This is a genomic window from Corallococcus carmarthensis (assembly GCF_003611695.1).
Classification (GTDB): Bacteria; Myxococcota; Myxococcia; order Myxococcales; family Myxococcaceae; genus Corallococcus; species Corallococcus carmarthensis.
This window is the reverse complement of the sequence record NZ_RAWE01000087.1, coordinates 1-17,213: the sequence shown is the minus strand read 5'-3', so window position 1 is coordinate 17,213 and position 17,213 is coordinate 1. Positions and strand designations below refer to the sequence as shown.

Below are 17,213 nucleotides of genomic sequence, written 5' to 3'. Positions count from 1 at the left end.
CCTCCTCGAGAATCGCAATCGTTCGTCTAGCCCGGAGGCGGCGCGCTCAGGGCCACGGCGCCGCGTCCCCGGCGGCGCGCGCGCACCCACCGCTTGGAGGCGTGGATCTGGCGCAGCGCGCCCCGCAGCGTCGGCTGCTGACTGGCCATGAGCAGCAGGTAGCTCCACACGGAGCTGCCCCGGCGGTTCAGCAGCGAGTAGGCGAACGCCGTCGCGTCCTGGTTCACGTAGCTGGGGACGTTCTCGAACCACTCGGAGCTGCTGCGCGCCGCCAGCTGGATGGCCAGCAGGGCGGCGCGCCGCTCCTCGTCATACGCCTCCAGCGCCGCGGGCAGGTCCTCCGGATGGGCACGCAGCTGCTGGGCCAGCCCGATGGCGTCCTGGATGGCCAGCTTCGTTCCGGAGCCGATGGAGAAGTGGGTGGTGTGCGCGGCGTCACCCATGAGCACGACGTTGTCGTGGTACCAGCGCTCGTTGGTGATGCGCTTGAAGTTGAGCCAGGGCGCCTTGCCCATGCCCTTCAGCTGATTGAACAGCGACCTGCCCCGGAGCTGGTTCTGGAAGATGTCCTCCAGCTTCCGGAGCGTCTCGTCCGGCCCCAGCGTGTCGAAGCCCAGCGCCTTCCAGGTCGCCTCCTGGCACTCCACGATGCAGGTGCTGGTCTCGCCGTTGAAGCGGTAGCCGTGGAACCAGAGCCAGCCGGCGGGCGTCTCCTCGAAGGCGAAGGTGAAGGCGTCGAACACCTTGTTGGTTCCCAGCCAGATGTACTTGTTCCGGCCCTCCTCCACGTGCGTCTGGAAATGGCTGACGTAGCGCTGGCGCAGGCGGCTGTTGACGCCGTCGCAGGCGACGACGAGGTCCGCGTCCGCGAACGCGGAGGCGTCCGTGACGTCCTGCTGGAAGCGGACGTCCACTCCCAGCCCCTTCGCCCGCCGGATGAGGATGTCCAGCAGCCGGTCGCGCCCCAGCGCGAACCCGTAGCCTCCGATGTGCGTCGCGAACTGGCCCCGCAGGTGCACCTCCTGCGTGTCCCAGCGCGCCGCGGCCTGGGCAATCCGCTGCGCGCTCACCGGGTCGTTCCGGTAGAGGTCGTCCAGCAGGTCATCCCAGAACACGACGCCCCAGCCATACGTCACGCCCGCGGGGTTGCGTTCGACGACGGTGACGTCGTGCTTCGGGTTGGACAGCTTCGCCAGGATCGAGAAATAGAGCCCCGCGGGGCCTCCGCCAACACAGACCATCTTCATCGCATCCCCCAGCGCTCGAACGGCCCGATGCTACAGGGCCGCTCCGGGTGCCGACGCTGGCCGGAAGCGCTGTCTGCCGTTGCTGACAGGACAGAAAAGGACGGGCGCGATTCAAGAGCGGACGGTGCGTGGCCTGCCAGGGCACCTCAGCCCGGTTCAGTGCCCGCGCACGGAGAAGACGGGGTGGGCGAGTTCCCGGGGGAAGTAGTTGATGGTCCCGAACTCGTCTCCCAGCTGATCTCCACCCACGGCCAGGGGATTGCCCATGAAGTTTTCAAGCATGTCCTTGGCCCGGGACTGCGCCGTGAGGAGCGGCACGTAGGGATGATCCGCCTTGTAGACCGGGACGTACAGCTCCTCGTCGATCTGGCGGATGTAGTTGATGATCCACAGCCGGTTCATCCGCAGGGAGTAGATGGCGTTGCGCCGCGTGTAGCCCGCGTCTTCATGGGCCTTGAACTCGGCGATGTCTGGCTCGATGAGGTGTGCGTCGTGGCTCTTGTCCGCCTCGATGTTGCTTGGGTATTCCTTCAGGTGGAAGAGGAACAGGATGTCCGGCTGGGTTCCGGAGACGTCGTAGACCAGGTGGCAGTGGAAGAGGTCCGCGCGGCTGAAGGTGACCGTGCACTTTCCCCAGAGATGATTCCCGTTCTCCGCGCTGGCCTTCACCGTCTGGAAGAGGCCCTCCACGAACGCTTCGACCTTCGGCTGCTTGAACAGGCGCCAATGCGTGCCAACCTTCGCGCCCCACTGGGAGACGCGGTTCGCCAGGGTCATTCCCATCCGGTCCTTCTGCCGGAGCCCCCCGGGGTTGCGCTGGGTGGGGGGACGCCGGTCCCCTGCCTCCCGGTCCAGCGCGTCGTCGGTGACGGCCGTGCTGTGCCCCGCTCCCGCGAGCAGCGCGCAGACCGCGCCGACGTTCGCGTTGCTCACGGCGGCCGTCAGCTCCGCGGGGGGCTTCGGTGGGGTCACCACGTGCACGTAGGCGCTGCTCGCGGATTGCTGCTTCAACAACCGGACGGTGGCTTCTTCGGCCATGGTGTTCTCCCCCTCGGAGGATGAAACGCGCATCGTACTCTGGGTGAAGAAGGACTTGCGGCCTGCGTTTTCGTTGTTTCGGAGGCTGCCGGAACGCATACCCACGGCCGAGCCGTTCACCTCTTTCCCTAGGGAAACCCCATGCGCATCGAACTCAATGGAAGGATTGCCCTCGTCACCGGGTCCACGGCGGGCATCGGTCTGGCCACGGCGAAGGGGCTGGCGGCGGCGGGCGCCACGGTCATCGTCAACGGCCGGACGCAGGCGGCGGTGGACCGGGCGATCGCGGCGGTGCGCGAGGCGGCCCCGGGCGCCACGGTGCAGGGCTTCGCGGGCGACCTGAGCACGGCGGAGGCCAGCGCGGCGCTCGTCGCGGCGCACCCCCGCTGCGACATCCTCATCAACAACCTGGGCATCTTCGAGCCGAAGGACTTCTTCGACGTGTCCGACGACGACTGGAGCCACTTCTTCGAGGCGAACGTCCTGTCCGGTGTGCGGCTGTCGCGCGCGTACCTGCCGGGGATGCAGAAGCGGGGCTGGGGCCGCGTGGTGTTCGTCTCGTCGGAGTCCGCGCTGAACATCCCGACGGAGATGATCCACTACGGCGTCACCAAGACGGCGCAGCTGTCCGTCGCGCGCGGGCTGGCCAAGCGCATGGCGGGCACCGGCGTCACGGTCAACTCCGTGCTGCCGGGTCCCACCCTCTCCGAAGGCGTGCGCACGATGTTGCGCGAGGAGCAGGAGAAGTCGGGCCGCTCCTACGAGGACCTCGCCGTGGACTTCATCAAGGCGAACCGGCCCAGCTCCATCCTCCGCCGCCCCTCCAGCGTGGATGAGGTGGCGAACATGATCGTCTACGTCGCGTCCCCCCAGGCCTCCGCCACCACCGGCGCCGCGCTGCGGGTCGATGGCGGCGTGGTGGACTCCATCGTCTGAGGTCCCACCCCTCCGGTCAGTGGTTGGTTTTGGAAGTCATGGATAGACAAGTTTTCGCCAGCTGACAATTGCTTGTCTGGAAGCAGCCCTTTCAGGCAGGCATTGGTGGCAAGGACTGGTCAATCCCTCCCGGCGCATGTGAGGCTGGGAATCCAAATGCAAACAGTGCTTCCGGCCAACCGGGGGGAGTCGGGTCAGGCCGCCGTGGAGTCCGCGTTGGTGGTGCCCCTGATGGTGTTCCTCATCCTGGGCACCCTCCAGCTCACCACCCTGCACCATGCAAGGTTGATGACCGAGTACGCGGCCTACCGCGCGGTCCGCACGGGCATTGTCAATCATGGGGATTGCGAGACCATGAAGAGCGCCGCGTACATGGCGCTCGTGCCGACGCTGGGGTCGCCCGGGCCCGGGGTCCGGGGACGGACGGACACGCTCCTCAACGCCATGGATGTCCATGAGGCCTATACGGCCGGGGGGAACCAGAACAGGAACAGGCGCTTCCCCGGGTCGGACCTGGAGCGGGTGCGCGTGGAGGTGCTGAACCCGAAGCGCGGCGCGCTCGGTGGCCTCTTCTCCACCTATGGCTCGCACCTGGCCGGCAGGGAGATTGACTTCGACGACTACCGGGACGCCACCGTCGTGGAGGCCAATCTGCTGTCGGTGCGGGTGACGTACTTCTATGAGCTGCGCATCCCGTTCGCGAACTGGCAACTGCATACCTTCTACATGGGCCGTGAGGTGTTGGGGCAACTGGAAGGCGTCACCTTCCTCACCCAACGGGCTCCCGGCGGCGGGTCCGCCTCGCGGTACCTGGAGGCGCATGGGGCGAAGCGCGCGCAGGACTACTTCAAGGAACTGGCCGCGCTGGCCAACGCGCACACGTATGCGATTCCCGTGGTGACGACCTCCACCATGCGCATGCAATCCAACCTCATCAACGCTGGCAATCGGGGGCCGTCCTCCTGCGCGGTGGACGGCTAGGCCTCGCGCCGCGCCAGGAAGGGAGCCCGGAATGTTTGGCATGGTCAGGCGGCTGCGCCGCGATGAACGGGGACAGGCCCTGGTGCTGGGGGCCGTGTGCATGCTGGTGGTGGCCGTGGCGGTGATGTCGTCCGTCAGCATCGGGCAGGGCGTGTATGAGAAGATCAAGCTCCAGGACGCGGCGGACGCGCAGGCGTACTCGCTCGCGGTGAAGGAGGCCCGCGCGTACAACTTCCTGGCCTACACCAACCGCGCGATGATCGTTCACTACAACGCCATGCTCACGGTGATGTCCTACGTGAGCCACGCGGTGTACCTGGACCGGACCATTGGGGCCGCGGCGAAGTTCCTGAAGGTCCTTCCAGGCATCGGGCCGGTGTTCGCCGCCGTCTCCGCGATGATCAAGGCCTGGGTGAAGGCCGTGGAGGAGGTTGCCCCAGCCCTGGTGAAGGTCCTGACGGAGTTGAACATCGCCCTCTGGATTGCCCAGGAGGCCATGCTGTCCGCCACGCTGTATGACCTCTACAGCGACGCGGCGCGCGACAAGAGCATCCACGTGACGGACCCCCGGGCGGAGGTGGAGTACTCGATGGACCGCGACGTCGGCTTCCGCGACGTGCCCCTCCCGGCCCTGTACTCGGACCTCGGGACCATCAACCACTCCAACGCCAAGAACCTCCTCCACGTGCTGGACGACGGTCCGCGCAGCAGCAGCCCCACCATGGGGCCGGACCCCACGGGCATGTTGAAGCGCGGGAGGCTGCTCGACCGCAACCGCAACCGGCTGTCGGATCCGGACATGGCCAAGTACCGCCTGCTCATGGGCAGCATGGCCAACGCGGTGCGAAGGGAATGGACCGCCACGGGCCAGGGCCCGGTGCTCATCGGGCGCAAGTGGGACCTGCGCCTGTGCCTCATCGTGGGAGAGCTGCGCATCAAAAAGACCGCGGACAGCCAGATCAAGAGCTTCTCCGAGCGGTTCGAAGGCAACCGCAATGACCAGCTCTTCGCGTCGGATGACATCAAGATGGAGGTGCGCCCCGGCTGCGGCCTGGGCTTCCTCGACTGGTCCACCGTCTTCGAATTGCACTTCCGCGTCGCGGCGGACGCGCGCAATGGCTTCCATCAGGAGTATGGCAACCAGAAGGTGTCTGCCCACCACGAGTGGAAGGGCATCACGCCGTTCGTCACCTCCGACACCAGCTTCGTCAATCCCTGGCGGAACCACTTCGGCTATCCCTGCAACATGGTGGTGCTGAGCAAGGACATGGGGGCGGAGCGTGGGGATGGCGGGCCCGGGCGCAAGAAGGAGGTCTTCCAACTGGACAACCTCACCCGGGGCTCCTTCCTGCGCACGAAGGGCTCCGGGAAGTACAACACCGCGCTCGCCGAGCAGGAGGGTGACACGACGAACCAGGAGCAGGGCATCCAGGAGAGCCTGCTGGACATGACCTGGAGGTACGTCGGCGGCAAGACGGACCCCTTCGCCAAGGACTTCCGGCAGTACTCCGGCGGAATGATGGCCATGTCGGTGGGGCGGGCCATCTACCACCGGCCGGGCGAGTGGAAGGAGGAGCCCAACTTCTTCAACCCTGTCTGGACCGCGCGCCTCGCGCCCGTCCAGACGCACTGGGATGAGAAGAACCTGGGGTGGCTGGTGCCCTCCTACCGGGACGCGAAATTGCTGTTCAACGGCCTGACGTACTGAGGGGTGCCGCGATGGCGAAGCGTTCCAGGACCTGGAGCCGGCGGGGCTCCGCCACGGTGGAACTGGCGCTGCTGGCCCCCCTCTTCGTGGCGCTGTTGTTGTGGGTGAACTACTTCTGGGAGGTCCAGCGCGCGCGCCTCAAGGCCGCGGAGCTGGCGCGCTTCGTCGCCTTCGAACGCATCGCGCGCTCGGACCTGACGGGCATCGTGGGCGACGCCCAGCGGCGCTACCAGGACCTGGATGGCGCCACGAAGGACGGCGAGCTGGGAAGCGGCTACCGCAACGGGTTGGCCCTCCAGGCCTCGATGCAGGACGTGGAGGCCCCGTTGAAGCGCATGAACCTGGGGGACATCGCGTCGATGGCGGGCGCATCCGGGTCGGTGGGGGGAGCGCTGGCGGCCCTGGGCAGCACGCCGGAGCAGATGGCCCGGAGGATGGGGCTGGACACCCGCTCCGGCGCGGTCGAGGTCGACGTGGAGGTCCGCATGGAGAACCACATCATCCCCCGGCGGATCGCGCTCTACACCACGGGCTTCAGCGACTCGCGGTTGGACCTGGTCTTCCGCGAGCACTTCTACCTCCAGCATGACACCTGGAAGGCGTGGCGCCCCGGGGACGCGCCGCACCAGAGCTACGAGCGCGTGGAGCAGCTGACGCGCGACCGCGTCCGCCCCATCGTCTACGCGGGCGCCGCCAACTCCGGCATCCTCAACGCCATCAGCAACGCGCTGCGGGTGCTCCAGCTCGATTCCCCCTTCGACGCGGGCTACATCCGCGACTCCATCCGGCTGCGCCCCGTCGAGGAGCCCGGCGTCCCCACCGTCACCGCCACGCGGATGACCCCTGGTGACGTGCTGGAGGCGGCGTACTGGCTGGATGACACGGACTGGTGTCTGGGCTCCTGCGAGCCCCAGGAGATCCAGATGAAGCGCGGCCTCATCAGCGCCAGCGACGATCGCGCCAACTGGCCCATGCGGGCCTACCGCTGCCGGGGCCCGTACTTCCAGGGCGCGCGCGAAACAGGCCTCCCCGAAGCCGAGTATGTGAAGACCGGAGACAGCAAGTACTTCCTCGACGCCACGGACGCCTGCACCGGCGCCCAGAGCCCTGAAGAACCCGATTGACGCGAGCGCGGAAAGGTCGCGCTGCTGGAGGTCCTGTGATGGATGGCTGGATGCGGAGGAGCTACCGCTGGCTGCGCAGGCCGCGCTCGCGCGGACAGGCCGCGGCGGAGTTCACCCTGTTGCTGATGGCCCTGCTGTTCGGCACCCTGGCCATCACCACGTTCGCGCCGGACATGTTCGCCGCGATGACCATCTACGTCCGGGGCTACTACTGCGTGCTGGGCTACCCCTTCGGTTGACGCAGGGGGACTCGCCGCCGGTTTCTTTCTTGAGCACAGCCAGGCCGCCGTCCTGTGACCGTATGGAAGAACGGCGGGTCCCTGACAGGAGCGAGACGCGGGCCGGCGTCCGGATGCTCCTGAAGGAAGAGGCATGGCTGACGGTTCTGGATTCAAGGGGCGTAGGACCTGGGGACACTTGAGCGCACCTCGCAAGGGGGATGACCTGCCGCGTGTGTCCTTCATGCCGCGTCGTCATGCGTTCCTGCTGTTCGCCCTGACCGCTGTGCTCGCGCTGGGCACCGCCTGTCCCAGCAAGGAGCCCTCGCCACCGGATGGCGGCACGCAGGACGCCGGAAGCGTGCCGGACGCGAGCGTGGAGCCGCCGGACTCCGGCGTGGAGCCGCCGGACGCGGGGAGCGACGCCGGAGTGCCGGACGCGAGCGTCGCCTGCGCGCCGCCCGAGGACGCGGGGGCGCCGTGGGCCACCCGCTGCGAGTCCACCCTGCCGGTTGACCTGTGCGCCGCGCTGGTGCTGCCGGAGGCGGGCCCGGTGCCCCCGGCGGAGCGCTGGTGCGAGGAATCCGCGCAGCGGCTGTGCGCTGCCGGCGTGGACGCAGGCACGGTGGAGCCCACTGCCGAGGCCGGGTGCGTCGAGCGTGAACGGGTGAGCTGCGAGAGCCGCTTCCCGCGCTCGCGGCGCGATGCAGGGTCGCTCACGTATTGGCCGGAGGCGGCGTCCGCGTGCCTCACGGGCGATGCGAATCCCTCCAGCACGGAGTGCCGCTGTGCCTTCGTGGGCAGCTCTCCGGGGGGGGCCTGCGGCGTGGATGCCCATTGCCGCACGGGCTACTGCCTGAAGGACGAAAGCGATGCGGGCGTCTGCGTCGCGTGTCCGGACAAGCGCCCCGTGGGGAGCGCCTGCGGCCAGCCGGGGGATGCGCCGTGTGACGGCCACAGCTACTGCTCGCAGGGATGCTGCGTACCAAGGCCCAACGCCGGGGAGGCGTGCCGGGTCTACGCCGCGCCGGGGCCCTGTGACACGGCGACGTCGTCCCTGTGCCACATGGCCATCGAGGACATGACGGGGACGGGCATCTGCACTGCGTACAGGACGTTGGGGGAGACGTGTGGGCGATCCCCCGGCTACCCGTGCAGCTCCCTGCCCTCCAATTTCTGCCAGATAGGGGCGTGTGAGTCCGGCCTGACGTGCACGTCCATCAGCCCGGACGCCTCCGTTCCCCGGGAGTGCCAGCCCGACGGCGTGCGGTGCGACGCCGACCGCAAGGGCTGCGGCCCCGACCAGATCTGCACCAGCCCCAACGGCCTCTGCATCCAGCCCGCCTCGCTCATCGAAGGGGAGGCCTGTGGTGGCCCCGGCCAGTGCGCGGATGGCCTGCTGTGCGACAAGGCGGACGCGGGCAGCGGCACGTCCGGGGTGTGCATCGCGGCGGACCCGGGCGAGTGCCGCTACGACGTGGAGTGCCCCTGGGCCCAGCGGTGCACCGACGGGCACTGCACCGAGGGCAAGGCCGTGGGCGAGGCCTGTGACAGTCCCCAGGCCTGCGCGAAATACCTCATCTGCACCAGGGGAGAGGACGCAGGCACCTGCGCGCGGGAGCCGCGCCTGGGTGAGCGCTGCCTCTTCCCCACCGCCGATGGGGGATTCCCCTATTGGGAGTACCCCTGCATCGAGGGGCGCTGCGACCACACCACGAAGCTCTGCCAATAGCAGAGGCGCGGCGTCGCGTGTGCAACAGTGTGGGCAACCGGTGGGGTTCAGGGGCGAGCAGGTCCGGCGATAGACCATCGCCTCCGGGCCTGCCGCCGGTTAAGCCTGGGGAATCGACTTCCCGGGTGGGACCCTCCAGGACTTCATGCCCAGCACACCCCGTCACGACCCCGCGCCATCCCCTTCGTTGAGCGCGGTGGGACGCGCGCTTCCCGCGCACTACGCCAGCCAGGAGCAGCTCATCGCGGCGCTGCGCGACCTGTGGGCGACGAAGCACTTCAACCTGGAGCGGCTGGAGGACCTGCACCGCAACGTGCAGGTGGGTGGACGGCACCTGGCGCTGCCGCTGGAAGAGTACCCGGCGCTCGCGACGTTCCAGCAGCGCAACGACGCGTGGATCCGTGTGGCCACGGAGCTGTCGGAGACCGTCGCGCGTCAGGCCTTGGAGCGCGCGGGCCTCACCCCGAAGGACGTGGACCATGTCTTCTTCGTCACGGTGACGGGCATCGCCACGCCCAGCGTGGACGCGCGGCTGGTCAACCGGATGGGCTTCCGTGACGACGTGAAGCGCACGCCCATCTTCGGCCTGGGCTGCGTGGCGGGCGCGGCGGGGCTGGCGCGCGCGTCGGACTACCTGCGCGCGTTCCCGAAGCAGACGGCGCTGCTCATCGCCACGGAGCTGTGCTCGCTGACCTTGCAGCGCGAGGACCTGTCCATCCCCAACATCATCGCCTCCGGCCTCTTCGGTGACGGCGCGGCGTGCGTGGTGCTGCGGGGCGCGGAGGCCCAGGCCACGGGCCCGCGCGTGGTGGGTTCGCGGTCGGTGTTCTACCCGGACACGGAACGGGTGATGGGCTGGGACGTCGTGGACACGGGCTTCAAGGTCGTGCTGTCCGCGAAGGTGCCGCAGCTGGTGAAGGAGCACATCCGGGGCAACGTGGACGGCTTCCTCGCGGAGCACGGGCTGACCCGCAAGGACGTGCGGCACTGGGTGGCGCACACGGGTGGCCCCAAGGTGCTGGAGGGCTTCGAGTCCGCGCTGGAGTTGGAGCCAGGGGCGCTGGAGCGCTCGTGGAAGTCGCTCAAGCAGGTGGGCAACCTGTCCAGCGCGTCGGTGCTCTTCGTGCTGGCGGAGACGCTGGAGGAGGCGGGCGCGCAGCCGGGCGACTGGGGCGTGGTGATGGCCATGGGCCCGGGCTTCTGCGCGGAGATGGTGCTGGTGCGATGGTGACCGGAACGCAGGCGCTGTTCGCGGGCTTCATGGGGCTGCTCGTCGCGGAGCGGCTGTTGGAGCTGGTGCTCTCCAAGCGCAACGCGGCGCGGGCCTTCGCGCGCGGCGGGGTGGAGACGGGGCAGGGGCACTACCGGTTCATGGTGGTGTTCCACACGCTGTTCCTCGTCGCGTGCGTGGTGGAGGTCTTCGGCTTCCAGCGGCCTTTCTGGGGTGCGTGGAGCTGGGCGGCGCTCGCGGGCGCGGCGGTGGCGCAGGGCTTGAGGTACTGGGCCATCGGGACGCTGGGCGACCGGTGGAACTCGCGCATCATCGTGGTGCCGGGCCTGGCGCCGGTGACGGGTGGGCCGTACCGGTTCCTCCGGCATCCCAACTACGTGGCGGTGGTGCTGGAGTTGTTGTGTGTGCCGCTCATCCACGGAGCGTGGGTGACGGCTGTCGTGTTCACGGTGGGCAACGCGGCGCTGCTCTACGTGCGCATCCGCGCGGAGGAGGCGGCGCTCGGCGCGATGTACTCCGAGGCCTTCGCCCACCGTCCCCGTTTCATTCCGGAGGTTCGCCGTGGCTGACATCGTGACGGAGGCGATGGCGGAGATCCGCCGCATCGCCCGCGAGGAGTTGGAGTTCGAGGGCGCGGTGGAGCCCGCGCACGACCTGCTGCGCGACCTGCACCTGGACAGCCTGGGGCTGACGGTGCTGGCGGTGGGGCTGGAGAACCGCTTCCGGGTGATGCTGTCGGAGGAGGACGCGCAGGGCGTGCGCACGGTGGACGACCTGGCGCGGCTGGTGGCGGCGCGGGTCGCGGCGGCGAAGCCGGACGTGGGGGCGCATCCGTGAAGGGGCCTGCCCTGCCGGCGCTGAAGCACGCCACGGTGAACGCGATGCTGAAGGCGACGTCGCGCACGTCGCTGGGGCTGGTGTTCGTGGACGCCGCCGAGCACGAGACGTCCCTGCCGTGGGCGCAGGTGTACCGGCGGGCGAAGCGCGCGGCGGGAGGGTTGGCGCGGCTGGGCGTGCGTCCGGGGGACCGGGTGGCGCTGCTGTTGCCCACGTCGCCCGCGTTCATGGACGCGTACTTCGGCGCGCTGCTGGCGGGCGCGGTGCCGGTGCCGCTGTATCCGCCGGTGCGGCTGGGGCGGTTGGACGAGTACCACCGCTCGACGGCGCGCATGCTCCAGCTGACGGGCGCGGTGGTGGTGCTGACGGACATGCGCGTGCGGCTGCTGCTGGGCCCGAGCATGGCGCAGGCGCGGCCCAGGCTGGGCTGTCACACGGTGGACGCGGTGATGCACGGCGACGAGGACCTGGAGGTGGAGGTGTCGCCCGACGCGCTGGGGCTCATCCAGTTCTCGTCCGGGTCCACGGTGGAGCCGAAGCCGGTGGCGCTGACGCACGGGGCGCTGTTGGCGCAGGTGGCGGCGCTGGAGGCGACGATGCCGGTGGCCGCGGGCGTGACGCCGGTGGGCGTGAGCTGGCTGCCGCTGTACCACGACATGGGGCTCATCGGCTGTGTGCTCGCGGCGCTGTACTACCCGGGCAGCCTGGTGCTGATCCCGCCGGAGACGTTCCTGGTGAAGCCGGCGCTGTGGCTGCGCGCGCTGTCGCGGCACCGGGGCTTCGTGTCGCCCGCGCCGAACTTCGCGTACGGGCTGTGCCTGAAGCGGGTGAAGGACGCGGACCTCCAGGGCGTGGACCTGTCCGGGTGGCAGCACGCGCTCAACGGCGCGGAGCCGGTGTCCGCGGACACGCTGCGCCGCTTCGCGGAGCGGTTCGAGAAGTGGGGCTTCTCCGCGCGGGCGTTGCGGCCGGTGTATGGCTTGTCGGAGGCATCGCTCGCGGTGACGTTCCCGCCCGCGGGCCGTGGGCCGCGCGAGCTGGGCGTGGATCCGGACGTGCTGGCGCGCGAGGGGCAGGCACGCGACGGGGCGCGGACGCTGGTGAGCGTGGGCGCGCCGGTCGCGGGCTTCGAGGTGCAGGTGCGGGGCGAGGACGGCGCGGTGTTGCCGGAGCGCCGCGTGGGGCACGTGTTCGCGAAGGGGCCGTCGGTGATGCGCGGCTACTTCGAGGACGCGGAGGCGACGGCGCGAGCGCTGGTGGGAGAGGGCTGGCTGGATACGGGGGACCTGGGCTTCAGCGCGGACGGGGAGCTGTACCTGACGGGCCGCGCGAAGGACCTGGTCATCATCCGCGGCGCGAACCACGCGCCGCAGGCCTTCGAGGATCCGCTGCTCGCGGTGGACGGCGTACGCACGGGCTGCGCGGTGGCGCTGGGCTTCACGCCCGAGGGCAGCGAGGACGAAGCGCTGCTCATCCTCGCCGAGCGGGCGGAGCGGGGCGCCGACGTGGCCTCGGTGGAGGCGGACATCCGCGCGGCGGTGGTGGAGGCGACGGGTGTGCAGCCGCACACGGTGCGCCTGCTGGAGCCAGGGACGCTGCCGCGCACGTCCAGCGGCAAGCTGCGAAGGAGCGAGGCGCTGCGGCGCTACCTTGCCGGAGAGCTGTCGGCGCCGAAGAAGGTGGGCGCGGTGGGGCTCGCGGTGGAGATGGCGAAGAGCGCGCTGGCGATGGTGCGCGCGGAGCACGACTCGTGATGCATGGGATGGGCCAGGGCACGTGAAGCAGCACGACGTGGTCGTGGTGGGCGGAGGTCCGGCGGGGCTCGCGGTGGCCATCACGGCGGCCCGGCGCGGGCTGGACACGGTGGTGCTGGAGCGCGCGTCCACGCCCGTGGACAAGGCGTGCGGTGAAGGCCTGATGCCCTCCGGCCTCGCCGCGCTGGAGCGGCTGGGTGCGCTCGCTCACCTGGACCTGCGCGACAGTTCTCCGTTCGTGGGCATCCGCTACGTGCAGGAGGACGGCAGCACGGCGGAAGGAAAGCTGCCCGCGCCCGGAGGGTTGGGCGTGCGTCGACTGGCCCTGTCCCAGGCGCTGGCTTCCCGCGCGCGAGAGGTGGGGGTGGACTTGCGTGTGCACACGCACGTCGTGTCGCACGTGCGGACGCCGGACGGGGTGACGCTGGAGACGCCCGTGGGCCGTGTGTCCGCGCGCTTCCTGGTCGCGGCGGATGGCTTGAACTCACCGCTGCGCCGGGCCGAGGGTCTGGACGTGGAGCAGGATGTACCCCGGCGCTACGGACTGCGGCGCCACTTCCGGCGCGTGCCGTGGACGCCCTACGTGGAGGTGCATTTCGCGTCCGGCGTCGAGGCATACGTGACGCCCGCCGGAGCGGAGCGCGTGGGCATCGCGTTCCTGTGGGAGGACGGCACGGTGCCGGGCCGCGTGGGCTTCGACGCGCTGCTGGAGCGCTTCCCCCGGCTGGCGGAAAAGCTCACCGGCGCGGAGCCGGACTCGCAGCCGCGAGGCGCGGGCCCACTGGCGCGGGTGGCCCGCACGCGCATCGCGGATCGCTTCGCCCTCGTCGGTGATGCCGCGGGCTACGTGGACGCGGTGACGGGTGAAGGGCTCACCCTGGCCTTCGCCTGCGCGGAGTCCCTGGGCGCGCTGCTCCCGGACGCGCTGGCGAAGGGGGCCACCCTCGACACGCTGATGCCCTACGAGCGCACCTTCCAGCAGGTGTTCCGCAAGTACGCCTGGACCACGCAGGGCCTGCTGATGCTCGCGCGCCGTCCGCGCCTGCGAAGGCCCGTGGTGCGCCTGCTGGGCCGCGCCCCCTGGCTCTTCGAGCGCATCCTGGCCGCCTTGGTGACGTGACCCGACTGTCAGTCCCACGCGGCTTCCCCCGTCCGCGCGGCGGCCATCCTCCACGGAGTCGCGCATGCACTGGGTCGTCCAGAACAACCTCTTCAACGAGCAGGGCTTCCACACGTTGATGGATGTCCTGGCGCACGGCTCCATCCCGCACACCCTGGTCAAGGTCATCCCGTTCGGTGGCGGCATCGAGCCCTCGCTGGAGCTGTCGGGTCCCGTCATCGTGATGGGTTCACTCTCCCTGACGCGCTACGCGTGCGAGCAGGGCTGGACCCCCGGCGCCTTCATCAACGACCAGTTCGACTTCCGCGTCTGGCGACGGCACCTGGGCCCGCACCTGCTCAACGCAGGCGCCACGGTGCACCGGTTCGCGGATGTGCCGGAGCAGCCGGGGCCCTTCTTCATCCGCCCCTGTCTGGACGACAAGGCCTTCTCCGGGATGCTCACGTCCTGGGACGCGTTCACGACCTGGCGCGAGCAGGTCCTGAAGCTCGACACGTACGCGACGGTCACCGCCGACACGCCGGTGGCCGTCAGCGTGCCCAAGCACATCCAGCGCGAGTACCGCATGGTCGTCGTGGATGGCCAGGTCGTCACCGGCTCGCTCTACAAGCTGGGCGACCGCGTGGTGGCCTCGTCCCAGGTGGAGCCGGAGGTCCACGCCTTCGCGCAACGCATGGCGGAGACATGGGGGCCGGACCGCGCCTACGCGCTGGACGTCTTCATGCACGAGGGCGGGCTGTTCATCGGTGAGTTCAACAACCTGAACTCGGCCGGCTTCTACGCCTACGACGTCGGCAAGATGGTGGCCGCCGTGGAGGCCATGGGGTTCTGACGTACCGGGCCTTCCGGGAGCGCGCCTGCTTCCGGAAAGCCCGGAGCCACCTGGAAGCCGGACGCGGATCCACACGGCACGGCCCTTGTTCCACCGCCGCGCGCCGGGGACACTGGCCGCATGGCACCTGGCCCCGCGGCTTCGCGTCCCTGGTTCGCGTTCTCCCTCGACCTGGCTCCGGCCGCGGCGAGCCGGCACCTGCACGGCCTGCCCCCCGTGCCCGCCTTCCCCGAGGGCGAGCTCGCCGAGGCCCTGGACGTGGACGTCGTCTATGACGTGCACGTGCCCAACTGGGGCGGCCGGGTCGCACGCCTCGTGGAGGCCCCCGGACACCAGCTGTACGGGCGCCTGCGCCCCGTGGCCCCCGAGTCCTGGCCCGCCCTGGCCCGCCTGGAGACCGCGCTCGCCCTGGCCACCGAGGAGCGCCCCGTGAAGGTGCGCACCGCCTCCGGCACCGTGGTGGACGCCCACGCGTTCACGCCCGCCGCGCGCAACGCCTCCACGCAGGGGCCCGTCAGCGAAGCCTTCCTGATCACCCTCGCCGTCGCCGCCGAGCGCGCTCGCCTGCCTGCCGCCGTCGTCGAAAAACTCCAGGCCGAAGCCCGCATCGTCCACGCCGTCCAGCACGCCCCGGTCGCGTCCAAGTCCGGCAATAAGTGACAGCCGGGTCGGACCGGACCGAAAAAAGCCCTGCCCCCTGAGAAAAAGGGCGGATTGACGCAACCGGGTGCCGCGTCGCACCGACGATGGAGGGGAGGGGCCCTCTCCCCAAACCGTCTCCCCCGCCGGCCCCGAGGACTTTCACCGCATGTCGCTGCGAATCCCGACGGGAGTCTCCACTCCGCGCCCCACGCCCGCGAATGCCGCCACCCCCGCCGCCGCGCCCGCGAACACCGCGGTGCCCGCCGGGGCGGACCTCCCCGCCAATGCGCCCGCCGGCAACGTCGTGGCGCCCACCGGGGGAAGCTGGAAGCGCTCCGCGACCAAGGAAGTGGCCATCTCCGACCTCCAGCAGAAGTTCGGCTGGACGGATGAGAGCTGGCAGGGGCGCCTGCTGCACGCGGCGGACGAAGGCGCCGACGGGACCCGTTCCCAGAACGGCCAGGTGTCCGCGGCGGAGCTGGAGGCGTACCTCTCCGCGCCCACGGACGCGCAGTTCCTCACCTCCACGGCGCTCCAGCAGCAGCGCGCGGCGTTGGACTCGAAGCTCGCGGGGGGCGCGCAGTCCGCGTCGGTGGACAGCTTCGACAGCCCCTGGCAGCAGTCCGTGGCGAAGCGCGCGGACCTCCTGGGCGGCAACGGCGACGGGCAGCTCTCCGCGGACGAGCTGACGGCCTACATCAACGCGTCCAAGGCGAACCAGGCCAAGGGCACGGGCACGGCGGCGAACACGCAGTGGGTGCCTGATCAGCAGATGGCCACCTTCCAGAGCCGCGTGGCGGAGGTCGCCGGAGAGATTGATCCGCTCCAGGGCGTGGGCGGGGCAGGCGCGACGCCCGGGCTGAACATGGTGAAGGAGTACTCGCGCACGCTGCTGGACACGGACAAGAACGTGCCCACGTTCGTGAGCTACCTGCTGTCCGCGGCGGACGTGAAGGAGACGCCCGCGGACGTCAGCCGGCTGGAGAGCACCTTCGTGCGCGACCCGGAGCTGAAGCAGGGCGGCGTGGTGGACTCCGACTACAACAACACCGGCTTCGACCGGGGACACATGAAGGCGGCCGAGGACTCGCCCACGCAGGCGGCGATGAACGAGAGCCACTACATGAGCAACATCGCGCCCCAGTACGGCAACCACAACCAGCAGGTGTGGCGCACGCTGGAGCGCGGCGTGTCGGAGATGGTGAAGGAGACCGGCGGTAAGGCCTACATCGTCACGGGCAATCTGTTCCTGGATGACAAGGGCAAGCCGCTGCCGCCCGAGTCCCTCCAGACGACGGGCTCGAAGGACGACCGGCGGATCGCGGTCCCCACGCACAACTTCAAGACGGTGCTGCTGGAGCTGCCCAACGGCAACCTGTCGATGTTCGCGTACATGGTGCCGAACCAGAAGGAGGGCCCGTCCAAGAAGGAGGACATCCTTCCCCTGCTGCAGGACTCGCGCGTGCCGGTGGACCAGCTGGAAGGGCTGCTGGGCCAGGACCTCTACGCGCAGCTGCCCAAGAGCGTGCAGGACAAGCTGGAGAAGGACACGTCCGCCGCGGGCGTCTTCCAGCAGCAGAGCCTCTACGAGTCCGCGACGCTGCTGCGCGCCCCGCCGTCCGCCTGAGCATCTGTCGGGGGCCGCACACGCTGGCGGCCCCCGCCCGCAGCGCGCGGGCGCCCCTGAGTGAGGCTCAGCGGCGCACGCGGTACTTGAGCCACACGATGCCGGAGTCCCGGCGCTCCACGTGGGTCAGCTCCAGCGCGGCGCCCATCCCCGTGGAGCCCTGGGGCCGGTCGAACAGGGTGGGGG

At 69.9% G+C, this 17,213-nt stretch carries 16 protein-coding genes; 14 read left to right on the top strand and 2 right to left on the bottom strand.

Annotated features, from left to right (window positions below; genetic code table 11):
* Positions 1-26 precede the first annotated feature (26 nt).
* Together D7X32_RS22640 and D7X32_RS22635 are read right to left on the bottom strand one after the other, a co-directional pair.
* Positions 27-1,247: an FAD-dependent monooxygenase gene (locus D7X32_RS22640; protein WP_120604652.1), complete on the bottom strand. Its 1,221-nt coding sequence runs from the start codon at positions 1,245-1,247 to the stop codon at positions 27-29.
* A 156-nt stretch (positions 1,248-1,403) separates the two neighbouring features.
* Positions 1,404-2,285 (bottom strand): hypothetical protein, encoded by an 882-nt coding sequence (locus D7X32_RS22635; RefSeq protein WP_147450223.1) that lies wholly within the window; start codon positions 2,283-2,285, stop codon positions 1,404-1,406.
* A gap of 141 nt (positions 2,286-2,426) precedes the next feature.
* Here D7X32_RS22635 and D7X32_RS22630 point away from each other — a divergent pair, with 141 nt between their 5' ends.
* From D7X32_RS22630 to D7X32_RS22565, 14 genes are all read left to right on the top strand, one after another.
* Positions 2,427-3,221: an SDR family NAD(P)-dependent oxidoreductase gene (locus D7X32_RS22630; protein WP_120604650.1), complete on the top strand. Its 795-nt coding sequence runs from the start codon at positions 2,427-2,429 to the stop codon at positions 3,219-3,221.
* Between the two features lie 156 nt (positions 3,222-3,377).
* Positions 3,378-4,202, top strand: coding sequence for a TadE/TadG family type IV pilus assembly protein (locus D7X32_RS22625; protein WP_120604649.1), 825 nt, complete (start codon positions 3,378-3,380; stop codon positions 4,200-4,202).
* Between the two features lie 31 nt (positions 4,203-4,233).
* Complete coding sequence (locus D7X32_RS22620; protein WP_120604648.1) at positions 4,234-5,910, top strand: pilus assembly protein TadG-related protein; 1,677 nt, start codon at positions 4,234-4,236, stop codon at positions 5,908-5,910.
* A gap of 11 nt (positions 5,911-5,921) precedes the next feature.
* Positions 5,922-7,034, top strand: a complete 1,113-nt coding sequence (locus D7X32_RS22615; RefSeq protein ID WP_120604647.1) for a TadE family protein — start codon at positions 5,922-5,924, stop codon at positions 7,032-7,034.
* Between the two features lie 38 nt (positions 7,035-7,072).
* Entirely contained in the window at positions 7,073-7,273 is a 201-nt protein-coding gene (locus tag D7X32_RS22610) for a hypothetical protein (RefSeq protein WP_120604646.1), read from the top strand.
* Positions 7,274-7,451: 178 nt separating this feature from the next.
* Positions 7,452-8,984: a hypothetical protein gene (locus D7X32_RS22605; protein WP_147450222.1), complete on the top strand. Its 1,533-nt coding sequence runs from the start codon at positions 7,452-7,454 to the stop codon at positions 8,982-8,984.
* A 145-nt stretch (positions 8,985-9,129) separates the two neighbouring features.
* Positions 9,130-10,215 carry a type III polyketide synthase gene (locus tag D7X32_RS22600; RefSeq protein ID WP_120604644.1) on the top strand — a complete coding sequence of 362 codons (1,086 nt, stop codon included), beginning with the start codon at positions 9,130-9,132 and terminating at the stop codon, positions 10,213-10,215.
* The gene (locus D7X32_RS22595) at positions 10,209-10,784 is read left to right on the top strand and encodes an isoprenylcysteine carboxyl methyltransferase family protein (protein ID WP_120604643.1); all 576 of its coding nucleotides are present in this window, start codon (positions 10,209-10,211) and stop codon (positions 10,782-10,784) included. Before D7X32_RS22600 ends, D7X32_RS22595 begins: the two co-directional genes overlap by 7 nt.
* Positions 10,785-10,800: 16 nt before the next feature.
* Entirely contained in the window at positions 10,801-11,052 is a 252-nt protein-coding gene (locus D7X32_RS22590) for an acyl carrier protein (protein WP_439329016.1), read from the top strand.
* 44 nt (positions 11,053-11,096) lie between these two features.
* On the top strand, positions 11,097-12,806 hold the full coding sequence (locus D7X32_RS22585) for a fatty acyl-AMP ligase (RefSeq protein ID WP_244239138.1): 1,710 nt from the start codon (positions 11,097-11,099) through the stop codon (positions 12,804-12,806).
* A 22-nt stretch (positions 12,807-12,828) separates the two neighbouring features.
* Positions 12,829-13,926 (top strand): NAD(P)/FAD-dependent oxidoreductase, encoded by a 1,098-nt coding sequence (locus tag D7X32_RS22580; protein WP_120604640.1) that lies wholly within the window; start codon positions 12,829-12,831, stop codon positions 13,924-13,926.
* Positions 13,927-13,990: 64 nt separating this feature from the next.
* The gene (locus D7X32_RS22575; RefSeq protein ID WP_120604639.1) at positions 13,991-14,758 is read left to right on the top strand and encodes an ATP-grasp domain-containing protein; all 768 of its coding nucleotides are present in this window, start codon (positions 13,991-13,993) and stop codon (positions 14,756-14,758) included.
* 120 nt (positions 14,759-14,878) lie between these two features.
* Positions 14,879-15,418 (top strand): gamma-glutamylcyclotransferase, encoded by a 540-nt coding sequence (locus D7X32_RS22570; protein WP_120604638.1) that lies wholly within the window; start codon positions 14,879-14,881, stop codon positions 15,416-15,418.
* 148 nt (positions 15,419-15,566) lie between these two features.
* On the top strand, positions 15,567-17,027 hold the full coding sequence (locus D7X32_RS22565) for a DNA/RNA non-specific endonuclease (RefSeq protein ID WP_244239137.1): 1,461 nt from the start codon (positions 15,567-15,569) through the stop codon (positions 17,025-17,027).
* The last annotated feature ends 186 nt before the right edge of the window (positions 17,028-17,213 follow it).